Here is a 20,607-nt window from a genome sequence, read left to right on the forward strand (position 1 = left end):
TATGCGCGCAGACCGGCTTTCCGGTTTCAGACGGACAGGCCCAAACGGCTGATCAGCGTCTTTTCCAGTTCCTCCGGGGCCAGCGGCTGTCTGCTTTTGACGTCACCGTCCGTCTCGATCAGCTGGTCGCCCGAAATCGTCACCCGTCCCGTCGCGGTCGCTTTTGTCGCAAGCAGCTTCTGCGTAAAATGGGACTCGGGGGACGTCTGGTTGAACGTGCACGCTTCGGCAAAGCTCCCCAGGGAGCGGGGCGCCGTCGAGAAGCGATACAGCGCGCTCCAGGTCCCGTCTTCGCCGGCCCGCTGGAGATCGTACAGGCCGTCCGCTTCCGGCACTTTCGCGGCCCGGTAAACGCCGCTTGCATCCTCCACCGGTGTCCCGTCCAGCGGAACAGGGGAGCGGGCGGAGTCGCCGAAGCCGACATCGACCAGATAGGACCGGTCCAGTTCCGCCAGAATGGTCGCATGGCTTTCAGGCATCCCCCAAGTTCCGTCCGGCTTGGCGACGGTAGCCGCAATCAGGCGCACGGTGAAACCAAGTTCCTTGAGAAGTGTGCTGAAAAGTCCGTTGAGCTCGTAACAGAAGCCTCCGCGGCGGCGCCCGACCACCTTTTCATAAAAGGAAGCGATGTCCAGCGTGATCGGCGTTTGACGGATTACGTCCAGATTTTCAAAAGGCACGTGAAGCATATGCCGGAGCTGAAGCTCCTTCAGGGCAGCCAGATCCGGCTTGGCCGGACGGCTCGTTTCCATTCTTTTCAAATAAGCTTCGACATTCATGCAAGCATCACCTCGTCAAATAGAAGTCCGATTGATTTTTCTATTCCAGACTACCTCCTTATGGAAAGTCATACAAGTGCCGGATGGGGAAGCCGGGTAAAAAAAGAGCGGGGGAACGAAATCACCGCCGCAGCGCCGAAGGACAAACGCGGGTTGACATTTTACCGAAAATGCTGTAAAAATGGAATATCTGAAAATGAATCCGAGAAATTCATTGACGAGAACGAGTACGCTGATCCCTTGTTCCCCAGAGAGTTGGCCCCGCGCTGAAAGCCAATGGACAAGAATGAGCAGAAAATCCTCTCCGAGAAGGAAAGCTGAAGCAGGCTAGTAAGCTGACCCGGGATCCCGCCGTTACAAGGGACGCGTATGATCGTACGCAGACGAGGTGCCGCATGGCTTTTATCCACAAGGCTTTGGCGGAACAAGGGTGGTAGCGCGAGATACAATCTCGTCCCTTACGGGACGGGATTTTTTTGTCGTTTTAAGAAACGAAGTCGGAGAGGATGACGGAACATGAACAAAGTGGATGTCAAAGAAAAAGCAAGAACCCGGGAGCTGCGGGTCCTGAACCAGTGGAGGGAGGGCGATACGTTCCGCCGTTCGATCGAGAACCGGGAAGGCAAGCCGAACTTCGTTTTTTACGAAGGTCCGCCTACCGCTAACGGCAAGCCGCATATCGGGCATATGCTCGGCCGGGTCATCAAAGATTTTATCGGCCGCTACAAAACGATGTCCGGCTACCGCGTCGTCCGCAAGGCCGGCTGGGATACGCACGGACTGCCGGTCGAACTGGGCGTCGAAAAGCAACTGGGCATTTCGGGCAAGCAGGAGATCGAGGAATACGGCGTCGCCAAATTTGTGGAAACGTGCAAGAACAGCGTGTTCGAATATGAAAAACAGTGGCGCGAGCTGACCGAAGCCATCGCTTACTGGACCGATATGGAGCATCCGTACGTGACGCTGACGAACGATTACATCGAGAGCGTCTGGCATGTGCTGTCGACCATTCACAAGAAAGGGCTTCTGTACAAGGGCCACCGTGTCAGCCCGTACTGTCCCGACTGCCAGACGACGCTAAGCTCGCACGAAGTAGCGCAGGGCTACGAAGACGTCAAAGATCTGAGTGCCACGGTCAAGTTCAAGAGCAAGGCCGCGGACGAATATTTTCTTGCATGGACGACGACCCCATGGACGCTTCCGGCGAACGTGGCGCTCGCGGTAAACAAGGATCTCGACTATGTCAAAGTGAAGCATAACGGTGACGTGTACGTGACGGCGCAGAACCTCGCCGAAAAAGTTTTCGGAGAAGAAGCGGAGGTCCTCTCCGTGCATAAAGGGGCCGAGTTCGTCGGAACCGCGTATGAGCCGCCCTTCGGTTATTTGAACCTGAACAAAGGCCATCTGGTCGTAGACGCCGATTATGTCAGCGACTCGAGCGGAACGGGGATTGTGCATATCGCGCCCGCGCATGGGGAAGACGATTACCGCACTACACGCCAGCATGGGATCGATTTCGTCCATGTCGTGAAGCAGGATGGCACCTACGCTGCGGAAATTACCGATTTCGCGGGTCGTTTTGTGAAAGATTGCGACGTCGATATCGTGAAAAAGTTGTCTGAACGCGGACTGCTCTTCTCCAAAGAACGTTACGAGCACAGCTATCCGTTCTGCTGGCGCTGCAAGTCGCCGCTGCTTTACTACGCGATGGAAAGCTGGTTTATCCGGACGACGGCTGTCAAGGACCAGCTTATCGCGAACAACAACGAAGTGAGCTGGTATCCGGGCCATCTCCGTGAAGGCCGTTTCGGGAAATTCCTGGAGGAGCTGGTGGACTGGAATATCAGCCGCAACCGGTACTGGGGAACTCCCCTTAACGTATGGGTATGCGGGGATTGCGGAGAGGAATTTGCTCCGGGAAGCCACCAAGAGCTGCGTGATCGTGCCGTCGATCCCGTGGATGAGAGTCTTGAGCTTCATAAGCCTTACGTGGATGACGTCAAGCTCCGCTGTTCGTGCGGCGGGGTGATGGAAAGAACGCCGGAAGTGATCGACGTCTGGTTTGACAGCGGCTCGATGCCGTTCGCCCAGTATCACCATCCGTTCGGAGACGAGAAGACGTTCAACGAGCAGTATCCTGCCGATATGATCTGCGAAGGCATCGACCAGACGCGCGGATGGTTTTTCAGCCTGCTGGCGGTTTCTACGCTGTATAACGGCCGGGCGCCGTACAAGGCGGTCATTTCAACGGGGCACGTGCTGGACGAGAACGGGCTGAAAATGTCCAAGAGCAAAGGCAATGTCCTCGACCCGTGGAACATTATCGAAGAGTTCGGGACGGATGCGTTCCGCTGGGCGCTTCTGTCGGATAGTGCACCTTGGAACAGCAAACGTTTCTCCAAGCAGATCGTCGCGGAAGCAAAATCGAAGATCATCGATACGATTCACAATACGCATGCGTTTTTTGCCTTGTATGCCGATATCGACGGCTTTGATCCGGGTTCGTTCGAGCGGAAACCGCCGCGTAATGAGCTGGACCGCTGGATTTTGTCGCGGCTGAACAGCACGCTCGCAAGTGTCGTCAAAGGACTGGACGCGAACGACTTCCTTAATCCGGCGAAGCAGATCGAGGTGTTCGTGGATGAGCTGAGCAACTGGTACATCCGGCGTTCGCGGGACCGTTTCTGGGGAAGCGGCATGCCGGAAGACAAAGTGGAGGCGTATCAGACGCTCCACGAAGTTCTGCTCACACTGGCGCGGATGATCGCGCCGTACGCTCCGCTGATCGCCGAAGACGTATACGGCAATCTCGGAGGGAAAGGCAGCGTGCATCTGGCCGACTATCCGAAAGCGGACGAAGCCGCCGTCGATACCGCGCTGGAAAGCGAGATGGAGACGGCTCGGCAGATCGTCGAACTGGCCCGCAGCATCCGCAACGAAACGGCGATTAAGACCCGCCAGCCGTTGTCGGAGCTTCTGATTTCGCTTGACCGCGAGTTCGCGCTGGACCGTTTTGAGGCGATCATCCAGGAGGAAATCAATGTAAAGCAAGTTCGTCTGGAGCAAAGCGATGCCGGTTTCGTCCAGTTTGCTTTGAAGCTGAACCTGAAAGCGGCCGGCAAAAAATACGGCAAATTGGTCGGTCCTCTGCAAGCTTATTTGAAAGATCTTTCTCCTGAAGCAGCTGCCGCAGCGGTCGGCCGGGGTGCTTTGGATACGGAGATGCAAGGGGAAAGCGTGCACCTGACGCTGGATGAACTGCTCGTGGAAAAAACGGCGAAGCAAGGATTCGCTTCCGCATCCGGCTACGGCCTTACCGTCGCCCTGAATACGGAAGTGACCGAAGCGCTCAAGCAGGAAGGGGCCGTCCGTGAGGTCGTCCGCGCCGTTCAGGATTACCGCAAAAAGCTGGATCTGCCGATAGACCGGCGCATCACCCTTGTGCTGGATGCCGATCCGCAGCTTAAAGAGGCCTTACTGCGGTACGAACAGGTACTCCGCGATAACGTGCTGGTCAGCAAAATCCGTTACGAGAACGCGGAAGGTATGGAGGAAGTCGCCCTCGGCGAGTCCACTCTCCGGATGCGGGTAGAATAATCGAAGCTAACGAGCCGGCTGCGCCCGAAGAGGCTCGCAGGATCGGGAATCAGGTTCTTCCGCGAAGCGGGAGGACCTGATTTTTTTGTACGGGTGCGGTATGATAGAAGGATACGGAACGTGAAGGAGTCAGGGCGATGACGGAACCCCGCAACGATGTGCTGGCCTGGTTCGTGGGACACCTTGAAGAAGGACGGGCAAGAGTATGTATTTGCCCTTAATGTAGAGGCCAATATGAAGGCAAACGGAAGCGTGGCCAGCAAAATCGCGGGAGAAGTCCTGCACGGCATGGGGCTCTGGAATTGACCGACGCCGATACGCAAGCACGAATCAAGAAGAAAACGGGAAGAGCACCGCAACAACCGAAGCATTTGAACATTCAGGGGGCGATCTCATGATAAGAAACGGAAAGACGCTGGCGGGAATCGGAGGCATCCTCCTTCTGCTGCTTTTGTCGGCTTGCAGTCAGGAAGAAACGCCGCAGCACGCTTTCGAGGCCTATGTGAGCGGCTGGAAAGCACTCAATTACGAAGCGATGTACGACAAGCTGTCACCGGCATCGCAGACTAAAATCAGCAAGGACGATTTCGTCAAAAAATACGAAAGCGTCTATAAAGGGATTGAAATGACGGATTTGACCGTAAAACCGGCTTTCCCGGAAGAACTGCAAAAACCGGTCAAGAATAAGGACGAGGTTTCCGTCCCGTTTCATGTGGAGCTGAACACGCTCGCCGGTCCGGTAAAATTCGATCAGACCGCCCGTCTGGTGAAGGGCCAGAAAGAGAAAGACACCGTCTGGCAGGTCGATTGGTCGCCTTCCTACCTGTTCCCCCAATTGAAGGACGGGGATAAAGTAAGAGTCCAGAGCACCGAAGCGGGGCGGGGCGAAATCGTGGACAGGCGTGGCAACAAGCTCGCCTATAACGGCCCGGCCAAGCAAATCGGGGTCGTACCGGGCAAGCTGGGCGATGCGGCGGAGCAGACCAAAGCGAAGCTGGCCGGTAAGCTGGGGATGAAGGTGGAGGAGATCAACCAGAAGCTGTCGGCATCCTGGGTGAAGCCGGAATCGTTCGTTCCGCTCGCGTACATTCAGGACGGCGAAACCGAAGCTTACACGAAGCTCCCCGGCGTCACGTTCAGCAGCAAAGAAATCCGGACCTATCCGTTTGACGAAGCGGCGGCTCACTTGACCGGATATATCGGACAGATCAGCGCGGAGGAGCTGAAAAAGCTTCAGAGCGAAGGCTACCGTACGGGCGACGTAATCGGCAAGGCGGGACTGGAGCAGATCTACGAGAAGCAGCTCAAAGGCCAGCCCGGTTATAAAATCTTCATTACGGGGGCCGACGGCACCGAGAAAGATACACTGGCCGAGAAAAAAATGGTTCCGGGTCAGACCGTGACGCTCAGCATCGACGCCAATCTCCAGAAGCTGGTCTACGAGCAGATGAAAAAAGATGCCGGATCGGCTGCCGCAATCCAGCCGCTTACCGGTGAAATACTCGCTCTCGTGAGCAGTCCGTCGTACAATCCGAACACTTTTGTGAAGGGAATATCCGGCACGCAGTATAAGCAGCTCAGCGAGGACCCCAAGAAGCCGTTCCTGAACCGCTTTACGAAAACTTTCTCGCCCGGTTCGGCTTTCAAAATGCTTACGGCAGCGGTGACGATCGACGGAGGGGTGCTGAACCCCGACGAACAGAAGCCGATCAAAGGGCTCCGCTGGACGAAGGACGCATCCTGGGGCAGCTACTACGTAACCCGGGTGCATGATGCGAGTCCGGTCAATCTGCAGAGCGCGCTGACGAACTCCGACAACATTTATTTCGCCCAGGCCGCTCTGGAATTGGGAAAAGATAAGTTTGCCGAGGCTTCCGCCAAATTCGGCATCAACGAGAAGCTTCCGCTGCCGTATGCGTTCGACACCTCGCAGCTGTACAACAAGCAGATCGCAAACGATATTCAACTGGCCGATTCCGGTTACGGACAAGGCGAAGTGACCATGACTTCCCTGCACATCGCTCTGACTTACTCGGCGCTTGTGAATCAGGGCAATATCATTTATCCTTCGCTTTTGAAGGAAGACAAAGGCAAGGAGAAGTACTGGAAACCATCGGCGATGAAGCCCGAAACGGCTGAACTTTTGAAAAAAGATCTTGTCGAAGCGGTCAAGGATCCGCGCGGCGTGGGACATGGAGCGGCTGTACCGGGCAAGCTTATCGCAGGTAAAACGGGCACGGCCGAGCTTAAAAAGAGCAAAGGGGAAGAGGGCCAGGAGAACGGCTGGTTTGTCGGTTTCGATGCGGCCGATCCCCAGCTTCTCGTGTCGATGATGATCGAGGATGTAAAAGGAAGAGGAGGGAGCGGCTATATCACTTCAAGGGTTAAAGCCGTCTTCCAGCAGTATGCGAACGGAATCAATTAATCTATCGGCAGGCAAAAGGCTCTCTTTGCATAAGAAGAGAGTCTGCGCCTACTGCGAGGTCGGGATGGCGTGGTGTAGGGCCTCTTTTAACCGGGTACTATAAAAGAAGAGGTTCCCTTCCCGAACGGGGACGATTCAGGAAAGGAGTGTACCGGGATGGATGCCAAAGAAATGGAAGAACAGCTGGTCCGCAAACTGACGGAAGGCGAGATGAAGGAAGAAGACAGAGAGGAATCCGCGAGAAAACGGCTCATGGCCAAGACGGAAATCCGCATACAGGCTACGACTGATCCCGTGGTCGAGGAAACCCGGAAGTACCGCGAAATGGCCGAGGAGCTTGACGGTCGGTACGACCGGTATACGCATTTGTTGGAAGTAAAAGGACCGGATTCCTCCAAAGATCAATCTTGAAGGACAGAGAAGCACCCGCCTGATGTACCAGGCGGGTTATTCGGGTTTGACGGACTTCTCTCCGTATTTATTGCGGTAATGGCTGAGGGCAAGGAGCGGCCAGATGTATCGGTAGCTTTCGTAGGTGTTGTAGAAGCTGCCCGGCAGTCCCGCCCCTGTCGGGTATAAGGAAGTCCAATCCCGCTCATCGAGAGCGGCGACGAGTCTCTGTATGCCCCGGTCGATTGCCGCCGACGGCCGGGGATGAACCGCGATCAGCGCGTCGAGGGCCCATGCGGTTTGGGACGGGGTACTGGCCCCGAGACTTTCGTAGCGGCCCACAATGTCGCTGGCGCACGATTCTCCCCAGCCCCCGTCGGGATTTTGTACGCTCAGGAGCCAGCGTACCCCTTTGGCAACAGCGGGATGATCCGGTTCCAAGCCGACTGCCGCCAGCCCCGTCAGCGCCGCCCACGTTCCGTACAGGTAGCAGATCCCCCAGCGCCCGTACCAGGAACCGTCCTTTTCCTGGTTAGCGACCAGCCAGTCGGCCCCTCTTCGAATCCAGACGTGCTTAACGCCCAGACCCGCTGTGCTGCCGAGAAATTCCAGCGTACGGCCTGTCAAGTCGGCCGTAGAAGGATCGATTGCCGCATGCTTCGCGCCCTCCATGGGCAGGAGCGTCAGCAACTTTTCGTCCGTGTCCTTCTCGAAAGCGGCCCAGCCGCCGTCTTGGTTCTGCATGGATATGATCCAGTACAAGCCCCTGTTCCACGCTTCCCGGCCGGCAGTCCCTTCGGAGCGCAGAAATTTAACCGCGCGGAGAGCGGCTGTCGTATCGTCCACATCCGGATTTCGCGTATTGGAGGGGGAGAACCCCCAGCCTCCGGGTACCGGATGGGAAACCTTCCGGCCCCAGTCGCCGATCTTCCGCTGCTGTTTGGCGAGCAGGTAGGAAGCGGCCTTCCGGATTCCGGGAGCTTCCGGCCGGACGCCCGCTTCCTGCAGCGCATAGGCGATCAGAGCCGTATCCCATACGGTGGGCGGGGCGTTCTGCATAAGCAGCCTGCCTTCGGACACGCACAGCATGGCCTTCAGGCCCTTTACCGCCTGCGCGATAGTCGGATGGCGGCGCTCGAAGCCGAGCGAGAGCAGCGCGAAGACGAGCAAGCACGTGCTGCTGGCGTAGCTGTACAGCGTGCCGTCGGGCTCGATCCGCTCGAGCATAAACCGCTCGGCTTTCTTCACCGCGCTCCCGTGAAGCTGGCCGGGAAGCGCGGCGAGCTGCGAGATCCCCGCCTGGATGGCGGCCAGCAGCCCGCCCGGGCCGCGTTCCGGTTGTGCGGAAGAGCCGGGCACCGACCCGGAAGAGGCGCCGCTCTTCCCGTCCTCGTCCCGGCGCACGCCCAGCGCGGACAAGTCCGGTGTCCGGCTCGTACGGACGGAGAAGTTGCGGTCCGCCATCAGCAGAACGGGCGCCAGATGAACCCGCGCGTAGGCGGACAAATCGAAGAAGCTCAAGGGAGCCGACGCCGGCAACAGCAGGAACTCCAGAGGGATCGAGTACGCCGCCGGCCACGGAATCTGCCCCGTTGCGGCCAGAATGACGCGTGTCAGGACATTCGTAACGCCGGTGATCCCTCCCCGGGAGCGGATAAAGGCCCGGGCGTTCACCAGGGACGGGCTGCTGTCGTCCGAATAGCCGGAGAAGAGCAGGGCGTAATAGGCTTCTACGCTTGCGGCCAAATTGCCGTCCTTCTCGTCGGCGTACAGCTTCCAGGAGCCGTCGGGCTGCTGGTTACGGACGATGCTGTCGTGCAGCCGTCGGATCAGCGCCTCATCGTCCGCATTTTCCGTTTCCAGCGTGCGGAGCAGAATAATCAGATAGGCACTTGTTGAAATTCCGTTGTCGTAGCAAAATTTCCACGTCCCGTCCTTTTCCTGTTTTCCCAGCAGCCATTCGGAAAGGTTGTGGATGGCATGAGCGACCTCCCGCATAATACGCATCGGATTACACACCCCTTTTTACAAAATCGGTATTCATCGAATAAACAGCGGCTACCGGTAACTTTTTTCATTTCCAATCGTTCTTATCAGTGTATGTAAAAAAATCCCGGATAGTTGTGCGGCCGGGGGAGGCGCGAAAAAAACAAACAGGCACCTGCTAGTGGCGCCTGTTCGAACGGTCGTCTGCTGATTCGGGTCGATTTAAATTGCGTTCCTTAGTACAGGAAAGTGCGGCTGACGATAACCAGCAGAATGAAGAGAACCAGAATTACCGCCGTGCTAGTGAAAAGTCCACCGTAACCAACGCCGCAACCTACTCCTGTTCCTACTCCTCCAACGTATCCCATATCGATCCAACTCCTCTTAATTTGATTGACATTACCCTACAACATATGACGAAGGAAGAGATGGCGATTGTGTGTTTGCCCGTAAGGGGAAGCGCCTGAATGGAAGAGAGCGGAGGAAAAAGCGGATTTTTTATAATGGAATAAATTGGATAAAAAAGTTACAAAAAATTAATGTTTTACGAAGCCGAATGCGGAAGGAAGCGGACGGATACAGATGGAACCTTATAAAGTCTTCTTTATTTTGAAAAAGGGGTTATAAGCAGTATGATGAAAGCACTCAAAATCTTTCTTTCTCTTCTCCTCGTTGCAGGATCGATTTACCTGGTGCGCCAGAGCGCCCCGCGTTTTACCTACAAAGACCAGGTTGCCGTCCTGCTCTATCACCACATCAGCGATACGGACATGAGCAACGTCACGATTACACCGGCGCTGTTCCGCAGCCAGCTCACTTTTCTGAAGAAAGAAAATTATCACTTTATCACGCTCCAGCAGTTCAGAAGCTTTATGGCGGGCGGGAATGTGCCGGAGAATGCCGTCCTGGTTACGTTCGACGACGGGTACGAAAGTCTATACGACCAGGCTTATCCGGTGCTGAAGGAGCTTCAGGTTCCGGCCGTTAATTTCGAGATCACGGGAACGCTGGCGGACCCTCGTGCGCGCAAGCTCCATTTTCTCGACGAGCGGCAGCTGAGAACGATCGCAACGGATCGCGACGCCAATATTTCCTGTCAGTGTCATTCCGACAGCATGCACGACAAACAGAACGGCAAACCTCTGCTGACGACGAACATTGTGGTGGACGGCAAGCAGGAGACGGAAGAACAGTATAAGAAGCGGGTGGTTAACGACGCCCTCGACTGCAAGAAGAAACTGAAAAAAGCGGGAGAAGAGGAAGTCGATTCCTACGCATATCCCTACGGCTATTATGATGACCGGGCTACCTCGCTCCTTCAGAGTGTCGGGTATAAGTACGGCTTCACGGTTCTCAGCGAAATGACGACAAGAGCCGACGATCCTATGCAGATTTCGCGCATCACGGCCGGAAGCCCGGATATCACGCCCCAAGTCCTGAACCGGACTATCCAGCGCAATGTGATGGACTTCAGCCAGGATTATAATTACGTGCCCCTGCGGGACACGCTGAAGGATCTGGGCGGCACGATGGCCAGGAACAAGGACCGTACGATCACGTTCTACCTTCATGGCAAGCCTTACATGCTGGATCCGGAATCGGGAACGATTGAAACGGCAGGGAAACAAATTCCGCTTAAACATCCCCTTCTTTTAAAATCGCGCAAAGTGTATATTCATTTCAAGGATCTGGAGAATGTGCTGGGTATACAAATCGCCCATAATCCTTTGCGTAATTCATTTTTCGAGCGTCTGACTCCGGCCAAAGCAAGAAACATTGAAACGCTTACAAAATCTTAGAAAATGTTAGAAAATACGAGAAAAAGGGTGAATGAAACCGGTAAAACGGTTCTTTCGCCTATTTTCGATATATTCTGAATATTTACAATAGTTTAATATTTGGGGTAAGATAAAGCCAAGGAGGAACACAAATTTTAAATGGGTATAAGGACATAAACACTTCAACTTGACAGCCAGGGGTGATCCCTATAGGACCATAACCATCAGAAGTCCAGACTACAGGAAGGGAGATGAATCCGTTGTACCCAGTTAGCGAAGCATGCCCTTAATAATCGAAGCGGAGGCATGCGGGAACCCAGGAAACGAATGAAGCAGAATGGAGTGTAAACGGACAATTGAATACGTTCAATCAAGCATAGGGGCCTGCCGATTATCACGGATAACCGGGGTCCCTATTTACGTGTCTGTTTGTTCCGAGTTTGATCCGAAACAGTGCCGGAGGGCGCTTTTTTTATGTCTTTTTTTGGCTGTCCTTCGGGTCCGGCTACCTGAAATTTTAATCCCGAATGAAAAAAAAGAGGCCTTATGACCGCTATCCGCCCCCTGTACAATAAAGGAACCGGGATTTCCACTTTAACCGACAGGAGGTGCGGATACTTGCCAAGCAGCAATCGCTCCCGTACGCCGGCGGCATTCCAGAGCAAACGGGGAGCGGCAGGCTGGATACGCCTGTTTTACAAACAGCGCCAGCTGCAGACGATGGCCCTTCTCGGGGTCGCCTGGATTCTCATTTTCAACTACATACCCATGTATGGGATTTTGATCGCCTTCAAAAATTTCAGCATCATTAAGCCCGTCTCCGAGGCGCCCTGGGTAGGATTTGAACACTTCCGAGCTTTCCTGGAGGACGAGAACTTGCTCCCCGTCATCCGGAATACACTCGGAATGAGTTTGCTCAAGCTGGTCATCGGATTCCCGCTTCCGATCCTGTTCGCTCTTTTTCTGAATGAGTTGAGATCGGTGCGCTTCAAAAAAACGGTTCAGACGATCTCGTATTTACCGCACTTTTTGTCCTGGGTCATTCTAGGCGGGATCTTGTCCACCTGGCTGGCGGATACGGGATTGATCAACAAGCTCCTGGAAGGACTCGGAATTCTTCGTGAACCGATCGCCTATCTGGCTGAACCGGCTTATTTCTGGGGCATTGTCGTTTCGACCGACATCTGGAAGGAGCTGGGCTGGTCGGCGATCATTTATTTGGCGGCGATGGCCGGGGTTTCCCCGGAACTTTACGAAGCGGCCACGATGGACGGGGCGGGGCGTTTTCAGAAAATGCGGGCCATCACGCTCCCGTCGATTAAGGGAACGATCACGATTCTGTTTATTCTCGCCATCAGCGGGGTGCTCAATTCCAACTTCGACCAGATTCTGGTGCTTCGGAATTCCTTGAATGAAAGCGCTAGCAATGTGATTGACGTTTATGTGTATCAGATGGGTATCGCAAACAGCCGGTTTTCTTACGCGACCGCGGTCGGACTCATCAAATCCGTCATTGCCCTGGGGCTTCTGCTGGGAGCCAATTACGTGACCAAACGATTTAATCAGACATCACTTTTCTGAAGAAAAGAGGCTTGGAATTGATTTTGTTTAAACGGAAAACAGCGGGGGAAGCGATTTTTGATGGTTTAAACGGGCTCGTGATGCTGCTTGTCTGTTTTGTGACGCTCTATCCGATCTGGTACGTGCTGGTCCATTCGTTCAACAACGGGACCGATGCGATGCAGGGCGGGATTTATTGGTGGCCGAGGGTGCCGAGCCTGGACAATTACCGGGCCGTTTTTGAAAATACGGGGATTATGAAGGCCATGGGCATTACGGTGGCAAAAACGGTAATCGGCACCGCGGCACACGTGTTTTTCACCTCAATGGTCGCGTACGCGTTCTCCCGCAGGGAGCTGGCCGGACGACGGGTGTATATGATGCTGGGCACGGTGACGCTTTTTTTCAGCGGGGGGCTGATCCCGACCTATCTGCTCATTCGTGACCTGGGACTGCTGGACAGCTTCTGGGTATATATTCTTCCCGCGATGTTCAATTTCTTCGACCTGATTATTTTTCTCGCCTTCTTCCGGGAAATTCCGGCGGGGCTTGAAGAAGCGGCGAAAATCGACGGCGCCGGCGACTTTACGATTTTTTGCAGAGTCGTGCTCCCTGTGTCCATGCCGGTAGTGGCTACGATCGCCTTGTTTCACGGGGTCTATCAGTGGAACGATTATTTTACGGGGATGATCTACATCAACAATCCCGATCTTCAGCCGATCCAGACCTTCCTTTACAGGGTGGTGGCCCAATCCAGCTCGAACCAGATGCTGGCCGCGGCTCCCGGCGGGATGGCCAAGAACGTCACCTCCCAATCGATCAAGCTGGCGACGATGGTGGTCACTACGCTCCCAATTGTTCTGGCCTATCCGTTTCTGCAAAAATATTTTGTGAAAGGGTTTATGATTGGTTCCATCAAAGGTTAGATTGAAGTATTCATGATTCGTGTAAAAGGAGACCGATCTTATGCGCAAAACGAGCAGGCTGGTTCCTCTGGTTCTCAGCGCCGTCCTGGCCTTAACGTCCGCGGCATGCACGCAAAGAGGGGCGGGAGGTGAAACGGCCAAGCCGGAGTCCACGGCCGCCGAAATCAAGATCGACCCGGACGCGCCGGGGTGGAAGAGCGACACGTCGCCCGTCACGTTCGACTGGTATTTGAATTTTTCCTGGTTCGGGAGCAAGTGGGGAGCCGATCCGACCTCGCAGTATATCACCAAGAAAACCGGCGTGAACCTTAACCTCATCGTACCCGCGGGCAACGAGAACGAAAAGCTCAATACGATGATCGCGTCGGGCAAGCTGCCGGATTTTATCACGCTCGGCTGGTATGAGGACGGGGTCAAGAAAATGATCGAGGGCGGGATGGTGCTTCCTCTCAACAAGCTTGCCGACCAGTACGATCCGTATTTCGTCAAGGTGGCGGACCCCGCCAAGGTGTCGTGGTATACGCAGCCGGACGGGAACGTATACGGCTATCCGAACGCCGCGGCCTCTCCTAAGGATTACGAGACTTCGGGGGACAAACAGACGTCGAACCAGACCTTCCTGGTCCGCAAAGATATGTACGAGGCGCTTGGCAAGCCCGATATGCGGACGCCGGAAGGCTTCCTCGGCGCATTGAAGGCCGCAAAGGAAAAGTTTCCCGAGGTTGGGGGGCAGCCGCTCATTCCGCTCGGACTGCACGAATTCGGGGACACCGGCAACTATTCGCTGGAAGATTATAACCAGCGTTCTTCCATTCTGCAGAACTTCCTTGCCATTCCGATGGAAAAAGACGGCAAGCTGTACGACCGCACCACGGACCCCGAGTACGTTAAATGGCTGAAAACGTTCCGCAAGGCCAACGAGACGGGCCTGCTCGCCAAAGACATTTTTATCGACAAGCGGCCGCAGATGGAAGAGAAAATCGCCCAGGGGCGCTACTTCGCGATGATGTATCAGCGCACGGACTTCGCCGCTCAGCAGAATGTGCTGTATGCCAAGGACCCGAACTCCGTGTATATCGCCGTGGACGGTCCCGGCAATGCGAAGCAGGACCCGCCCGCCTTGAGCGGGGGCACGATTTCCGGCTGGACGGTCACGCTGATTTCCAAAGACGTGAAGGACAAAGCCAGGGCCATCCGTTTTCTGACGTATATGCTAAGCGAAGAAGGTCAGAAGGATTTCTATCTCGGAGAGAAAGGCGTTTCCTACGATACGATTGACGGCAAAGACCAGTTCAAACCGGAGGCGCTCGCTCTGCTCAACAAAGACCGTGCGGCGTTCGACAAACGGTACGGGTCCTCCTATACATTCTGGATGCTGATGGATACGACGATGAACTTGAAATGGGCACCGCCCGCCGTGGAACCGTTCAAGCAGCTGGAAGATTGGACGAAAGGGAAAACGAAAAGCTTTTCTCAATTCGACCAGGTGAATCCGACGGGAACTTCCGAGGAAGGGATCATCGCGGGCAAAGTAACCCAGTTGTGGGGCAAGGCGCTGCCGAAGCTGCTGCTCGCCAAGAGCGACGGGGAATTCGACCAGATTTTCGCCAAGTTTCTGAAGGATCGCGAAAACGCGGGCATCGCCAAGGTGGAAGCGTACCGGCAGAAAGTGTACGAGGACAATCTAAAGAAGCTTCAGCAGTTTTTGAAATAAGCTTTTCAAAGAACCCAGACTTCTGGGTTTTTTGGAGTTTTGGCGATATACTGGAACTAGTCCGATTGCCATAATTTTGCTTTTGTGCTGCCCGATCGGGCTTTCGTTTTGCCGATACTCGACTAGGATGTGATGCGGTGGATATGACAAGCCGGCTATCCGGCTGGAAAGCCCGGACGATCCAGGCGGCAGGCGCCGTTCCGCTGCAGACCCGCTTGATCGTCTCGTATATTTTTATCATGCTGATTCCGGTTGTGCTGCTGTCGATGTACTTGTTTAATTCCTTTTACCAGAGCACGATCCGGGAAATTGTCAAATCGAACGAGTCGATGCTGGAAGTGGAGAAAACCAATATTTACAATCATATGGAAACGATGGAGAGAACCGCCCAACTGATCGTTTCCGATACGGCCGTCGCGGAATATTTGCAGAGCAACCGCAATCTCGAAGTGAACGAGCTGCTCGAATACCGCCGGAACGCTTACGACAACCTGCTGCGTCTTCAGTTTAACAATCCGAATCTCGCTCATATCCGATTGTTCACGAACAATGCGAACGTGAAGGAAATATGGCCGGTTTTTTTCAGCGAATCCCGGGTTACCGGCCAGCCCTGGTACAAACAAGTAAAAGAAAGCTCAGGCACTGTCCAGTGGATCTTCGGGCATTCGGACCCCGATCTCATCCGGGATACGTCTGTCCCCTCGATGGATGAGCGGGGGAAAGTATCGCTGCTGCGGGAAGTCAGCTTCGTTAAAGGCCGGCATGAGGCGATCGTGCAGGTCGATATGTTCTTCGATCTATTCTTCCCGAAGACGTTCAGCCGGGTGCAGGACGGACAGTCGCAGATGATGATCGTCGACGGAAGCGGGACCGTTCACACGCTTTATGATACCGCTTTCTTCCGCAAACTGGCGCCGTCCGAATTTCTCGACCGGTTGAACCGGGACGCTTCCCTCGGCGGCAGCTTTGAATTTACAAGCAAAGGAACGCGGTATTTGTGCGTGTACGCCAAGCTCGACCGGCTCGGCGCCTTTATGCTGAACATCGTTTCTCTGGAGGAGCCGTTTTCGGATATCGCGAAGACGCGCAATAACCTGATTCTGGCTGTAATCGGCCTGATCGCGCTGCTGGCGGTGACGACGTATTTTCTGCTGTCGCTCATTCTGAAAAAGCTTCACGTGCTGCAAAATTCCATGAAAAGAGTGCGCCAGGGCAATTTTCATTTCGACATCGACATTCACGGGGGAGGCGAAGTGGGGGAACTGGCTCATCACTTCCGGCTCATGCTGCGCAAAATTAACGAGCTCATCGTGGAGGCGGTCAATAAGCAGGCGGCGACGAAGGAAGCCGAGCTGAACTCGCTGAAAAACCAGATCGATTCCCATTTTATGTACAACACGCTGGAAAATTTGAAAATGATGGCTGAAATCGGGGAGCAGTACGCGCTTTCGGACGCCCTGACCTCGCTCGGCGGCATGATGCGGTACAACCTGAAGTGGACCAGCGATTATGTGCGGCTGGCTGACGAGATTCAGCATATCGGCAATTACATCGCCATTATGAACATCCGTTATGACGATAAGCTGCGCCTGCAGCTTGAGATTACGCCTGGATTTTGGGACCGGAAGCTGCCCAAGATGTCTCTCCAGCCGATTGTGGAAAATGCCGTCAAGCACGGAATCCGCTCGGCGGGCGGCGAAGATGTGCTGGTGATTACCGTGAAAGCGCGGGAGCTTGACGGCCGCATGTTCATCAGCGTTCACGATGACGGCAGAGGGATGACGCTGCGTAAGCTTGAGGAGCTCAGACTCACGATGAGCATGGAGGACGAAGCGTTCCGGCACCGGCATTCCGCCGGAGAACTTCGCGAGCGGGAGGGCAGCGGAATCGGCCTGAGAAATGTGAACCAGCGCGTCCGGCTCTACTATGGCAAGGAGTACGGGCTGCAGATAACGAGCAGGGAAGGGGCTTGGACGGAGGTCGTCCTGAGCCTGCCGCTGCTTTCATTAACCGGAGGGGGATAACGGCTTATGCGCAAATTGTTGATTGTAGACGATGAAAAGAACATCCGGCTCGGGGTTTCCTCCATGATCCGGAGGGAATTTGCCGGGACTTACGAGATTGAACTCGCCTCGGACGGAGAGGAGGCGCTGCGGATTGTGCGCGATGCGGGCGCCCATATCGTAATTACGGACATCCGCATGCCCGGAATGGACGGAATAGCGCTCCTTCGGGAGCTGCAGACATTCCCCGTGAAGCCGCTCGTATTTATTCTGAGCGGGCATGACGACTTCGCCTACGCCAAGGAAGCGATCCGCAACGGCGTCAAGGGCTACCTGCTGAAGCCGATCGTGCGCGAAGAGCTCTACGAAGCCTTGCGGCAGGCCGAGAAGGAGCTGGACCGGCAGGAAGCCCGGCAGGAAGCGCAGCCGGGTAAGTTTTCCGCCGGCTCCGGGGAGCTTGAATCGTTCCATTCGAGCCAGCTGAATTACATTCTGATGCATCCGGAGATGGATGCATCCGAGATCAGGCAGCGGCTGGCTACCGTAGGGTTCGCGGACAACGGCAACGGCAACGGCAGCGGCTGGAGGCTCGGGCTGCTGCGCTTTCCGCCGGATCTGCGTCCCCGCGAGCTGGACGAAGGGCTCGCACGGCTGGAGCGGCTGGTTCCGCGGGACCTGCAGCCGCTTCTGAACAGCGCGAGCACGTTCGTCTTCATGGACAAGGACCGCAGCCTTGTCCTGCTGGCGCCGGCCGACGGCGTGCTGCGCCTGCTGCGGGCCGCTGTCCCGGCCGGGAGCAGCCCGCTGCTGCGCGCGGGCGTCAGCCGGGAGAAGCGCGATGCGGCGCTGTTCAAGGAAGCCTACCGCGAGGCGCTGAGCGCTCTCCGCAGCACCTTTATTGCTTCGGCCGGCGGCTGCGTGCAGCTTGTTGAGGAGCTGGAGGAGAAGCGGGACCGCGGAGAAATCCCGCGCGAGCACATCCGGCAAATTTCCAACAAGCTCGGCACGGGACGGCTCGGGGAAATCAAAGCGCTGCTTGCGCATGTACTGGACGCGCGTACAGCGCGCGAAGAAGGCGTTGCCTACGTCGAAGCGGTCTCCAGCCTGCTGAACAAGGATGTGTTCGATCAGGTTTTTCATACGTACGGGGAGCAATCCGTGGAGATTTTGAGAATATACAAAAAAGCCGGCACGATCGACAATTTCGAACATTATCACGAATACGCGGATTGCGCAGGACGTCTGGTCGAGCTGCTGGACGAATACGTCGGCCGGATGAAACAAGTGCACGTCGATCATATCGAAATCAAGCGGGCGGTCAAATACATGGAAGAAAATTATGCCCGGGATCTCAACATGGCGATGGTATCCAACTATGTATCGCTGAACTATACGTATTTCAGCAAAATTTTTAAGGAATATACCGGGGACAATTTCGTCGGCTATCTTAAAAAAATCCGCATTTCCCGGGCCAAAGAGCTGCTGGAAAGCAGTCATTCCAAAGTGTATGAAATCGCCGAACAGGTCGGCTTTGAGAATACGAAGCTGTTTACCCGGGTTTTTAAGGAAAAAGAAGGCATCACTCCGCAGGAATACCGCGCCAAACGGTACATGGAAGGATAACCCGAAATAACGGACATCTAGCAGTAAAACGAGGCCTATTTAAAGGGACTCCGTCGGCGGAGCCTGGGAAGCTTTCGTCATTACGGCGGCTCCGTAAACCTTCTTGTACACGTCAAAAAGTCCCTTCCTGACGGAAGGGACTCCGGCTGCCGGACATTCTCCGGCAGTTTTTTATTCGTGTACGGCCCGGATTTCCCCGATGCCGTTCATGTATTTTCTCAGTGCCTCGGGAATACGGATCGAACCGTCCTCCTGCTGATGATTCTCAAGCAGCGGAATCAGAATACGCGGCGAAGCGACCGCGGTGTTGTTCAGCGTGTAGGCGTACGTCAGCCGCCCTTCCGCATTGCGGTAGCGGATATTCGAACGCCGGGCCTGGAAGTCAAGCAGGTTGGACGACGAATGCGTTTCGCCGTAGGCATTCCGGCTGGGCATCCAGGTTTCGATGTCGACCTGCTTATACGTTTTTTGCCCCATATCCCCGCAGCAAACCGCTACGACCCGGTACGGCAGCTCCAGCAGCCGCATCAATTCTTCCGCGTTTTTAGTAATTTCCCGCAGAAGCTCATCCGATTTCTCCAGACTGTTTTCGCAAATAATGACTTGTTCCACCTTGGCGAATTGATGGACGCGGTACAGCCCGTGGACGTCTCTTCCGGCCGATCCGACTTCACTCCGGAAGCAGAGGGAGACGGCCGCCATCTTTATAGGCTCGGCAAGGTCCACGATTTCATTGCTGTAGTAGGAGACAAGTGGGACCTCCGAGGTGCCGACCAGCCATTTGTCTTCATCGGCCAGCTTGAAAGTCTGATCTTCCCCGAGGGGGAAGTAGCCCGTGTTTAGAAGGGCTTCCTCGCGGGCCATCAGCGGCACGTCCACGGGCATAAAGCCCTTCTCGGTGAGCAGATCCAGAGCAAGCTGCTGAACCGCCCGGTGCAGCAGAACTCCCGCGCCCGTCAAGTAATAGTGGCGGGGGCCGGCTGTTTTCACGCCGCGCGGGATGTCGATCATGCGATGAAGGTTCCCCAGCGCTACGTGATCCTTCGGCTCGAATGTGAAGTCGGGGAGAGTGCCTGCCCGGTACAGCTCGATATTGTCTTTGTCGGATTGTCCGGCCGGGGTATCGGGCGACACGGGATTCGGCACGCGCTGCATCGCCGCCGTGTACGCCTGATCGGTTAACCGGTACGCCGCCTCCAGATCGTTCAGCCGCAGATGAATGTCCTTCACCGCTTGTTTCTTGCGGGCGGCTTCGGGCTGATCGCCCTGCTTAAGAAGCATGCCGATTTCTTCGGTAAGCGCATTGCGCGACTGCCGCAACGCCTCGATCTCGGCCAGCCGGCTCCGCCGCACCTCGTCCAGTTCCAGAAGCTCCGGGATGGAAACTTCGATTCCTTTGTGCCGGGCTGCGTACTCGACTTCCGCTTGATGGGCCCGTATCCATTTTACGTCTAACATGGCACCGCACTCCTTTTTTTGGGTATACAAAAAGCGCCCGTCGTCTTCATGGGACGAGGAGCGCTTTTATGTTCTCGCGGTGCCACCCAAATTGACCGGACGTTTGCGGCGTCCAATCCACTTTAGTTCCGCGGTAACGGGCGGACCCGGTTAACTTAGGGGAAGCGCTGTGCTTCTCCTTGGCGATAACGCCTCCGAGTTGGAATCTCTTCACGGGCGTGATACCGATATAATGATTTTGCTTAGTATATACCAGGTTTGCTCCGGTTTCAACCCCCATCCGCCGCCATCGGACGGAAACCCGACTTGCCCGCTCCACTGTCGCGCGGAACTCCATCCTGTGGCAGCTTGTTTTTTCTTCATGCCAA

The 20,607-nt window shown here is 55.4% G+C and carries 14 protein-coding genes and 1 other annotated feature; of the genes, 10 read left to right on the forward strand and 4 right to left on the reverse strand.

Translation table 11 applies throughout. From position 1 onward, the window contains the following. Window positions 1–26: 26 nt before the first annotated feature. Window positions 27–779, reverse strand: coding sequence for an arylamine N-acetyltransferase family protein (locus tag HMPREF1207_RS25500; protein WP_009673712.1), 753 nt, complete (start codon window positions 777–779; stop codon window positions 27–29). 205 nt (window positions 780–984) lie between these two features. Beyond that, window positions 985–1,241, forward strand: a binding site (T-box leader). Window positions 1,242–1,295: 54 nt separating this feature from the next. Here HMPREF1207_RS25500 and ileS point away from each other — a divergent pair. From ileS to HMPREF1207_RS25515, 4 genes are all read left to right on the forward strand, one after another. Next, a complete protein-coding gene (gene ileS / locus HMPREF1207_RS25505) occupies window positions 1,296–4,376 on the forward strand; it encodes an isoleucine--tRNA ligase (RefSeq protein ID WP_009673697.1) in 3,081 nt (1,026 codons plus the stop codon). Between the two features lie 156 nt (window positions 4,377–4,532). After that, a complete protein-coding gene (locus HMPREF1207_RS29470) occupies window positions 4,533–4,682 on the forward strand; it encodes a hypothetical protein (RefSeq protein WP_155977430.1) in 150 nt (49 codons plus the stop codon). Window positions 4,683–4,770: 88 nt separating this feature from the next. Then, window positions 4,771–6,801: a penicillin-binding transpeptidase domain-containing protein gene (locus tag HMPREF1207_RS25510; RefSeq protein ID WP_009673720.1), complete on the forward strand. Its 2,031-nt coding sequence runs from the start codon at window positions 4,771–4,773 to the stop codon at window positions 6,799–6,801. Window positions 6,802–6,957: 156 nt separating this feature from the next. Beyond that, entirely contained in the window at window positions 6,958–7,212 is a 255-nt protein-coding gene (locus tag HMPREF1207_RS25515) for a hypothetical protein (protein WP_009673631.1), read from the forward strand. A 36-nt stretch (window positions 7,213–7,248) separates the two neighbouring features. Here the strand turns inward: HMPREF1207_RS25515 and HMPREF1207_RS25520 are convergent, their stop codons facing one another. Together HMPREF1207_RS25520 and HMPREF1207_RS30425 are read right to left on the reverse strand one after the other, a co-directional pair. After that, entirely contained in the window at window positions 7,249–9,198 is a 1,950-nt protein-coding gene (locus HMPREF1207_RS25520) for a terpene cyclase/mutase family protein (RefSeq protein WP_009673903.1), read from the reverse strand. Window positions 9,199–9,413: 215 nt separating this feature from the next. Beyond that, window positions 9,414–9,545 carry a hypothetical protein gene (locus HMPREF1207_RS30425; RefSeq protein ID WP_016424138.1) on the reverse strand — a complete coding sequence of 44 codons (132 nt, stop codon included), beginning with the start codon at window positions 9,543–9,545 and terminating at the stop codon, window positions 9,414–9,416. Between the two features lie 264 nt (window positions 9,546–9,809). Here HMPREF1207_RS30425 and HMPREF1207_RS25525 point away from each other — a divergent pair, with 264 nt between their 5' ends. From HMPREF1207_RS25525 to HMPREF1207_RS25550, 6 genes are all read left to right on the forward strand, one after another. Beyond that, window positions 9,810–10,976, forward strand: a complete 1,167-nt coding sequence (locus HMPREF1207_RS25525; RefSeq protein WP_231392137.1) for a polysaccharide deacetylase family protein — start codon at window positions 9,810–9,812, stop codon at window positions 10,974–10,976. 597 nt (window positions 10,977–11,573) lie between these two features. Further along, the gene (locus HMPREF1207_RS25530) at window positions 11,574–12,536 is read left to right on the forward strand and encodes an ABC transporter permease (protein WP_009673764.1); all 963 of its coding nucleotides are present in this window, start codon (window positions 11,574–11,576) and stop codon (window positions 12,534–12,536) included. Window positions 12,537–12,616: 80 nt separating this feature from the next. Continuing rightward, on the forward strand, window positions 12,617–13,441 hold the full coding sequence (locus HMPREF1207_RS25535; protein WP_370866945.1) for a carbohydrate ABC transporter permease: 825 nt from the start codon (window positions 12,617–12,619) through the stop codon (window positions 13,439–13,441). Window positions 13,442–13,481: 40 nt separating this feature from the next. Further along, complete coding sequence (locus HMPREF1207_RS25540) at window positions 13,482–15,155, forward strand: extracellular solute-binding protein (RefSeq protein ID WP_009673645.1); 1,674 nt, start codon at window positions 13,482–13,484, stop codon at window positions 15,153–15,155. 143 nt (window positions 15,156–15,298) lie between these two features. Further along, a complete protein-coding gene (locus HMPREF1207_RS25545; protein WP_231392179.1) occupies window positions 15,299–17,179 on the forward strand; it encodes a cache domain-containing sensor histidine kinase in 1,881 nt (626 codons plus the stop codon). A 6-nt stretch (window positions 17,180–17,185) separates the two neighbouring features. Further along, window positions 17,186–18,781, forward strand: a complete 1,596-nt coding sequence (locus tag HMPREF1207_RS25550) for a response regulator (protein ID WP_009673591.1) — start codon at window positions 17,186–17,188, stop codon at window positions 18,779–18,781. Window positions 18,782–18,952: 171 nt separating this feature from the next. Here HMPREF1207_RS25550 and serS read toward each other — a convergent pair whose 3' ends face one another. Continuing rightward, window positions 18,953–20,239: a serine--tRNA ligase gene (gene serS, locus HMPREF1207_RS25555; RefSeq protein ID WP_009673886.1), complete on the reverse strand. Its 1,287-nt coding sequence runs from the start codon at window positions 20,237–20,239 to the stop codon at window positions 18,953–18,955. Window positions 20,240–20,607: the final 368 nt, after the last annotated feature.

Origin of the sequence: Paenibacillus sp. HGH0039 (assembly GCF_000411255.1) — a bacterium.
Classification (GTDB): Bacteria; Bacillota; Bacilli; order Paenibacillales; family NBRC-103111; genus Paenibacillus_F.

Bases quoted from the DNA above. Each gene is read 5' to 3' on its own strand.
- HMPREF1207_RS25515 (WP_009673631.1), top strand. From the start codon at position 6,958: ATGGATGCCAAAGAAATGGAAGAACAGCTGGTCCGCAAACTGACGGAA.
- HMPREF1207_RS25540 (WP_009673645.1), top strand. From the start codon at position 13,482: ATGCGCAAAACGAGCAGGCTGGTTCCTCTGGTTCTCAGCGCCGTCCTG.
- HMPREF1207_RS25500 (WP_009673712.1), bottom strand. From the start codon at position 779: ATGAATGTCGAAGCTTATTTGAAAAGAATGGAAACGAGCCGTCCGGCC.
- HMPREF1207_RS30425 (WP_016424138.1), bottom strand. From the start codon at position 9,545: ATGGGATACGTTGGAGGAGTAGGAACAGGAGTAGGTTGCGGCGTTGGT.
- HMPREF1207_RS25510 (WP_009673720.1), top strand. From the start codon at position 4,771: ATGATAAGAAACGGAAAGACGCTGGCGGGAATCGGAGGCATCCTCCTT.
- HMPREF1207_RS29470 (WP_155977430.1), top strand. From the start codon at position 4,533: ATGTGCTGGCCTGGTTCGTGGGACACCTTGAAGAAGGACGGGCAAGAG.
- serS (WP_009673886.1), bottom strand. From the start codon at position 20,239: ATGTTAGACGTAAAATGGATACGGGCCCATCAAGCGGAAGTCGAGTAC.
- HMPREF1207_RS25525 (WP_231392137.1), top strand. From the start codon at position 9,810: ATGATGAAAGCACTCAAAATCTTTCTTTCTCTTCTCCTCGTTGCAGGA.
- ileS (WP_009673697.1), top strand. From the start codon at position 1,296: ATGAACAAAGTGGATGTCAAAGAAAAAGCAAGAACCCGGGAGCTGCGG.
- HMPREF1207_RS25535 (WP_370866945.1), top strand. From the start codon at position 12,617: ATGCTGCTTGTCTGTTTTGTGACGCTCTATCCGATCTGGTACGTGCTG.
- HMPREF1207_RS25550 (WP_009673591.1), top strand. From the start codon at position 17,186: ATGCGCAAATTGTTGATTGTAGACGATGAAAAGAACATCCGGCTCGGG.
- HMPREF1207_RS25545 (WP_231392179.1), top strand. From the start codon at position 15,299: ATGACAAGCCGGCTATCCGGCTGGAAAGCCCGGACGATCCAGGCGGCA.
- HMPREF1207_RS25520 (WP_009673903.1), bottom strand. From the start codon at position 9,198: ATGCGTATTATGCGGGAGGTCGCTCATGCCATCCACAACCTTTCCGAA.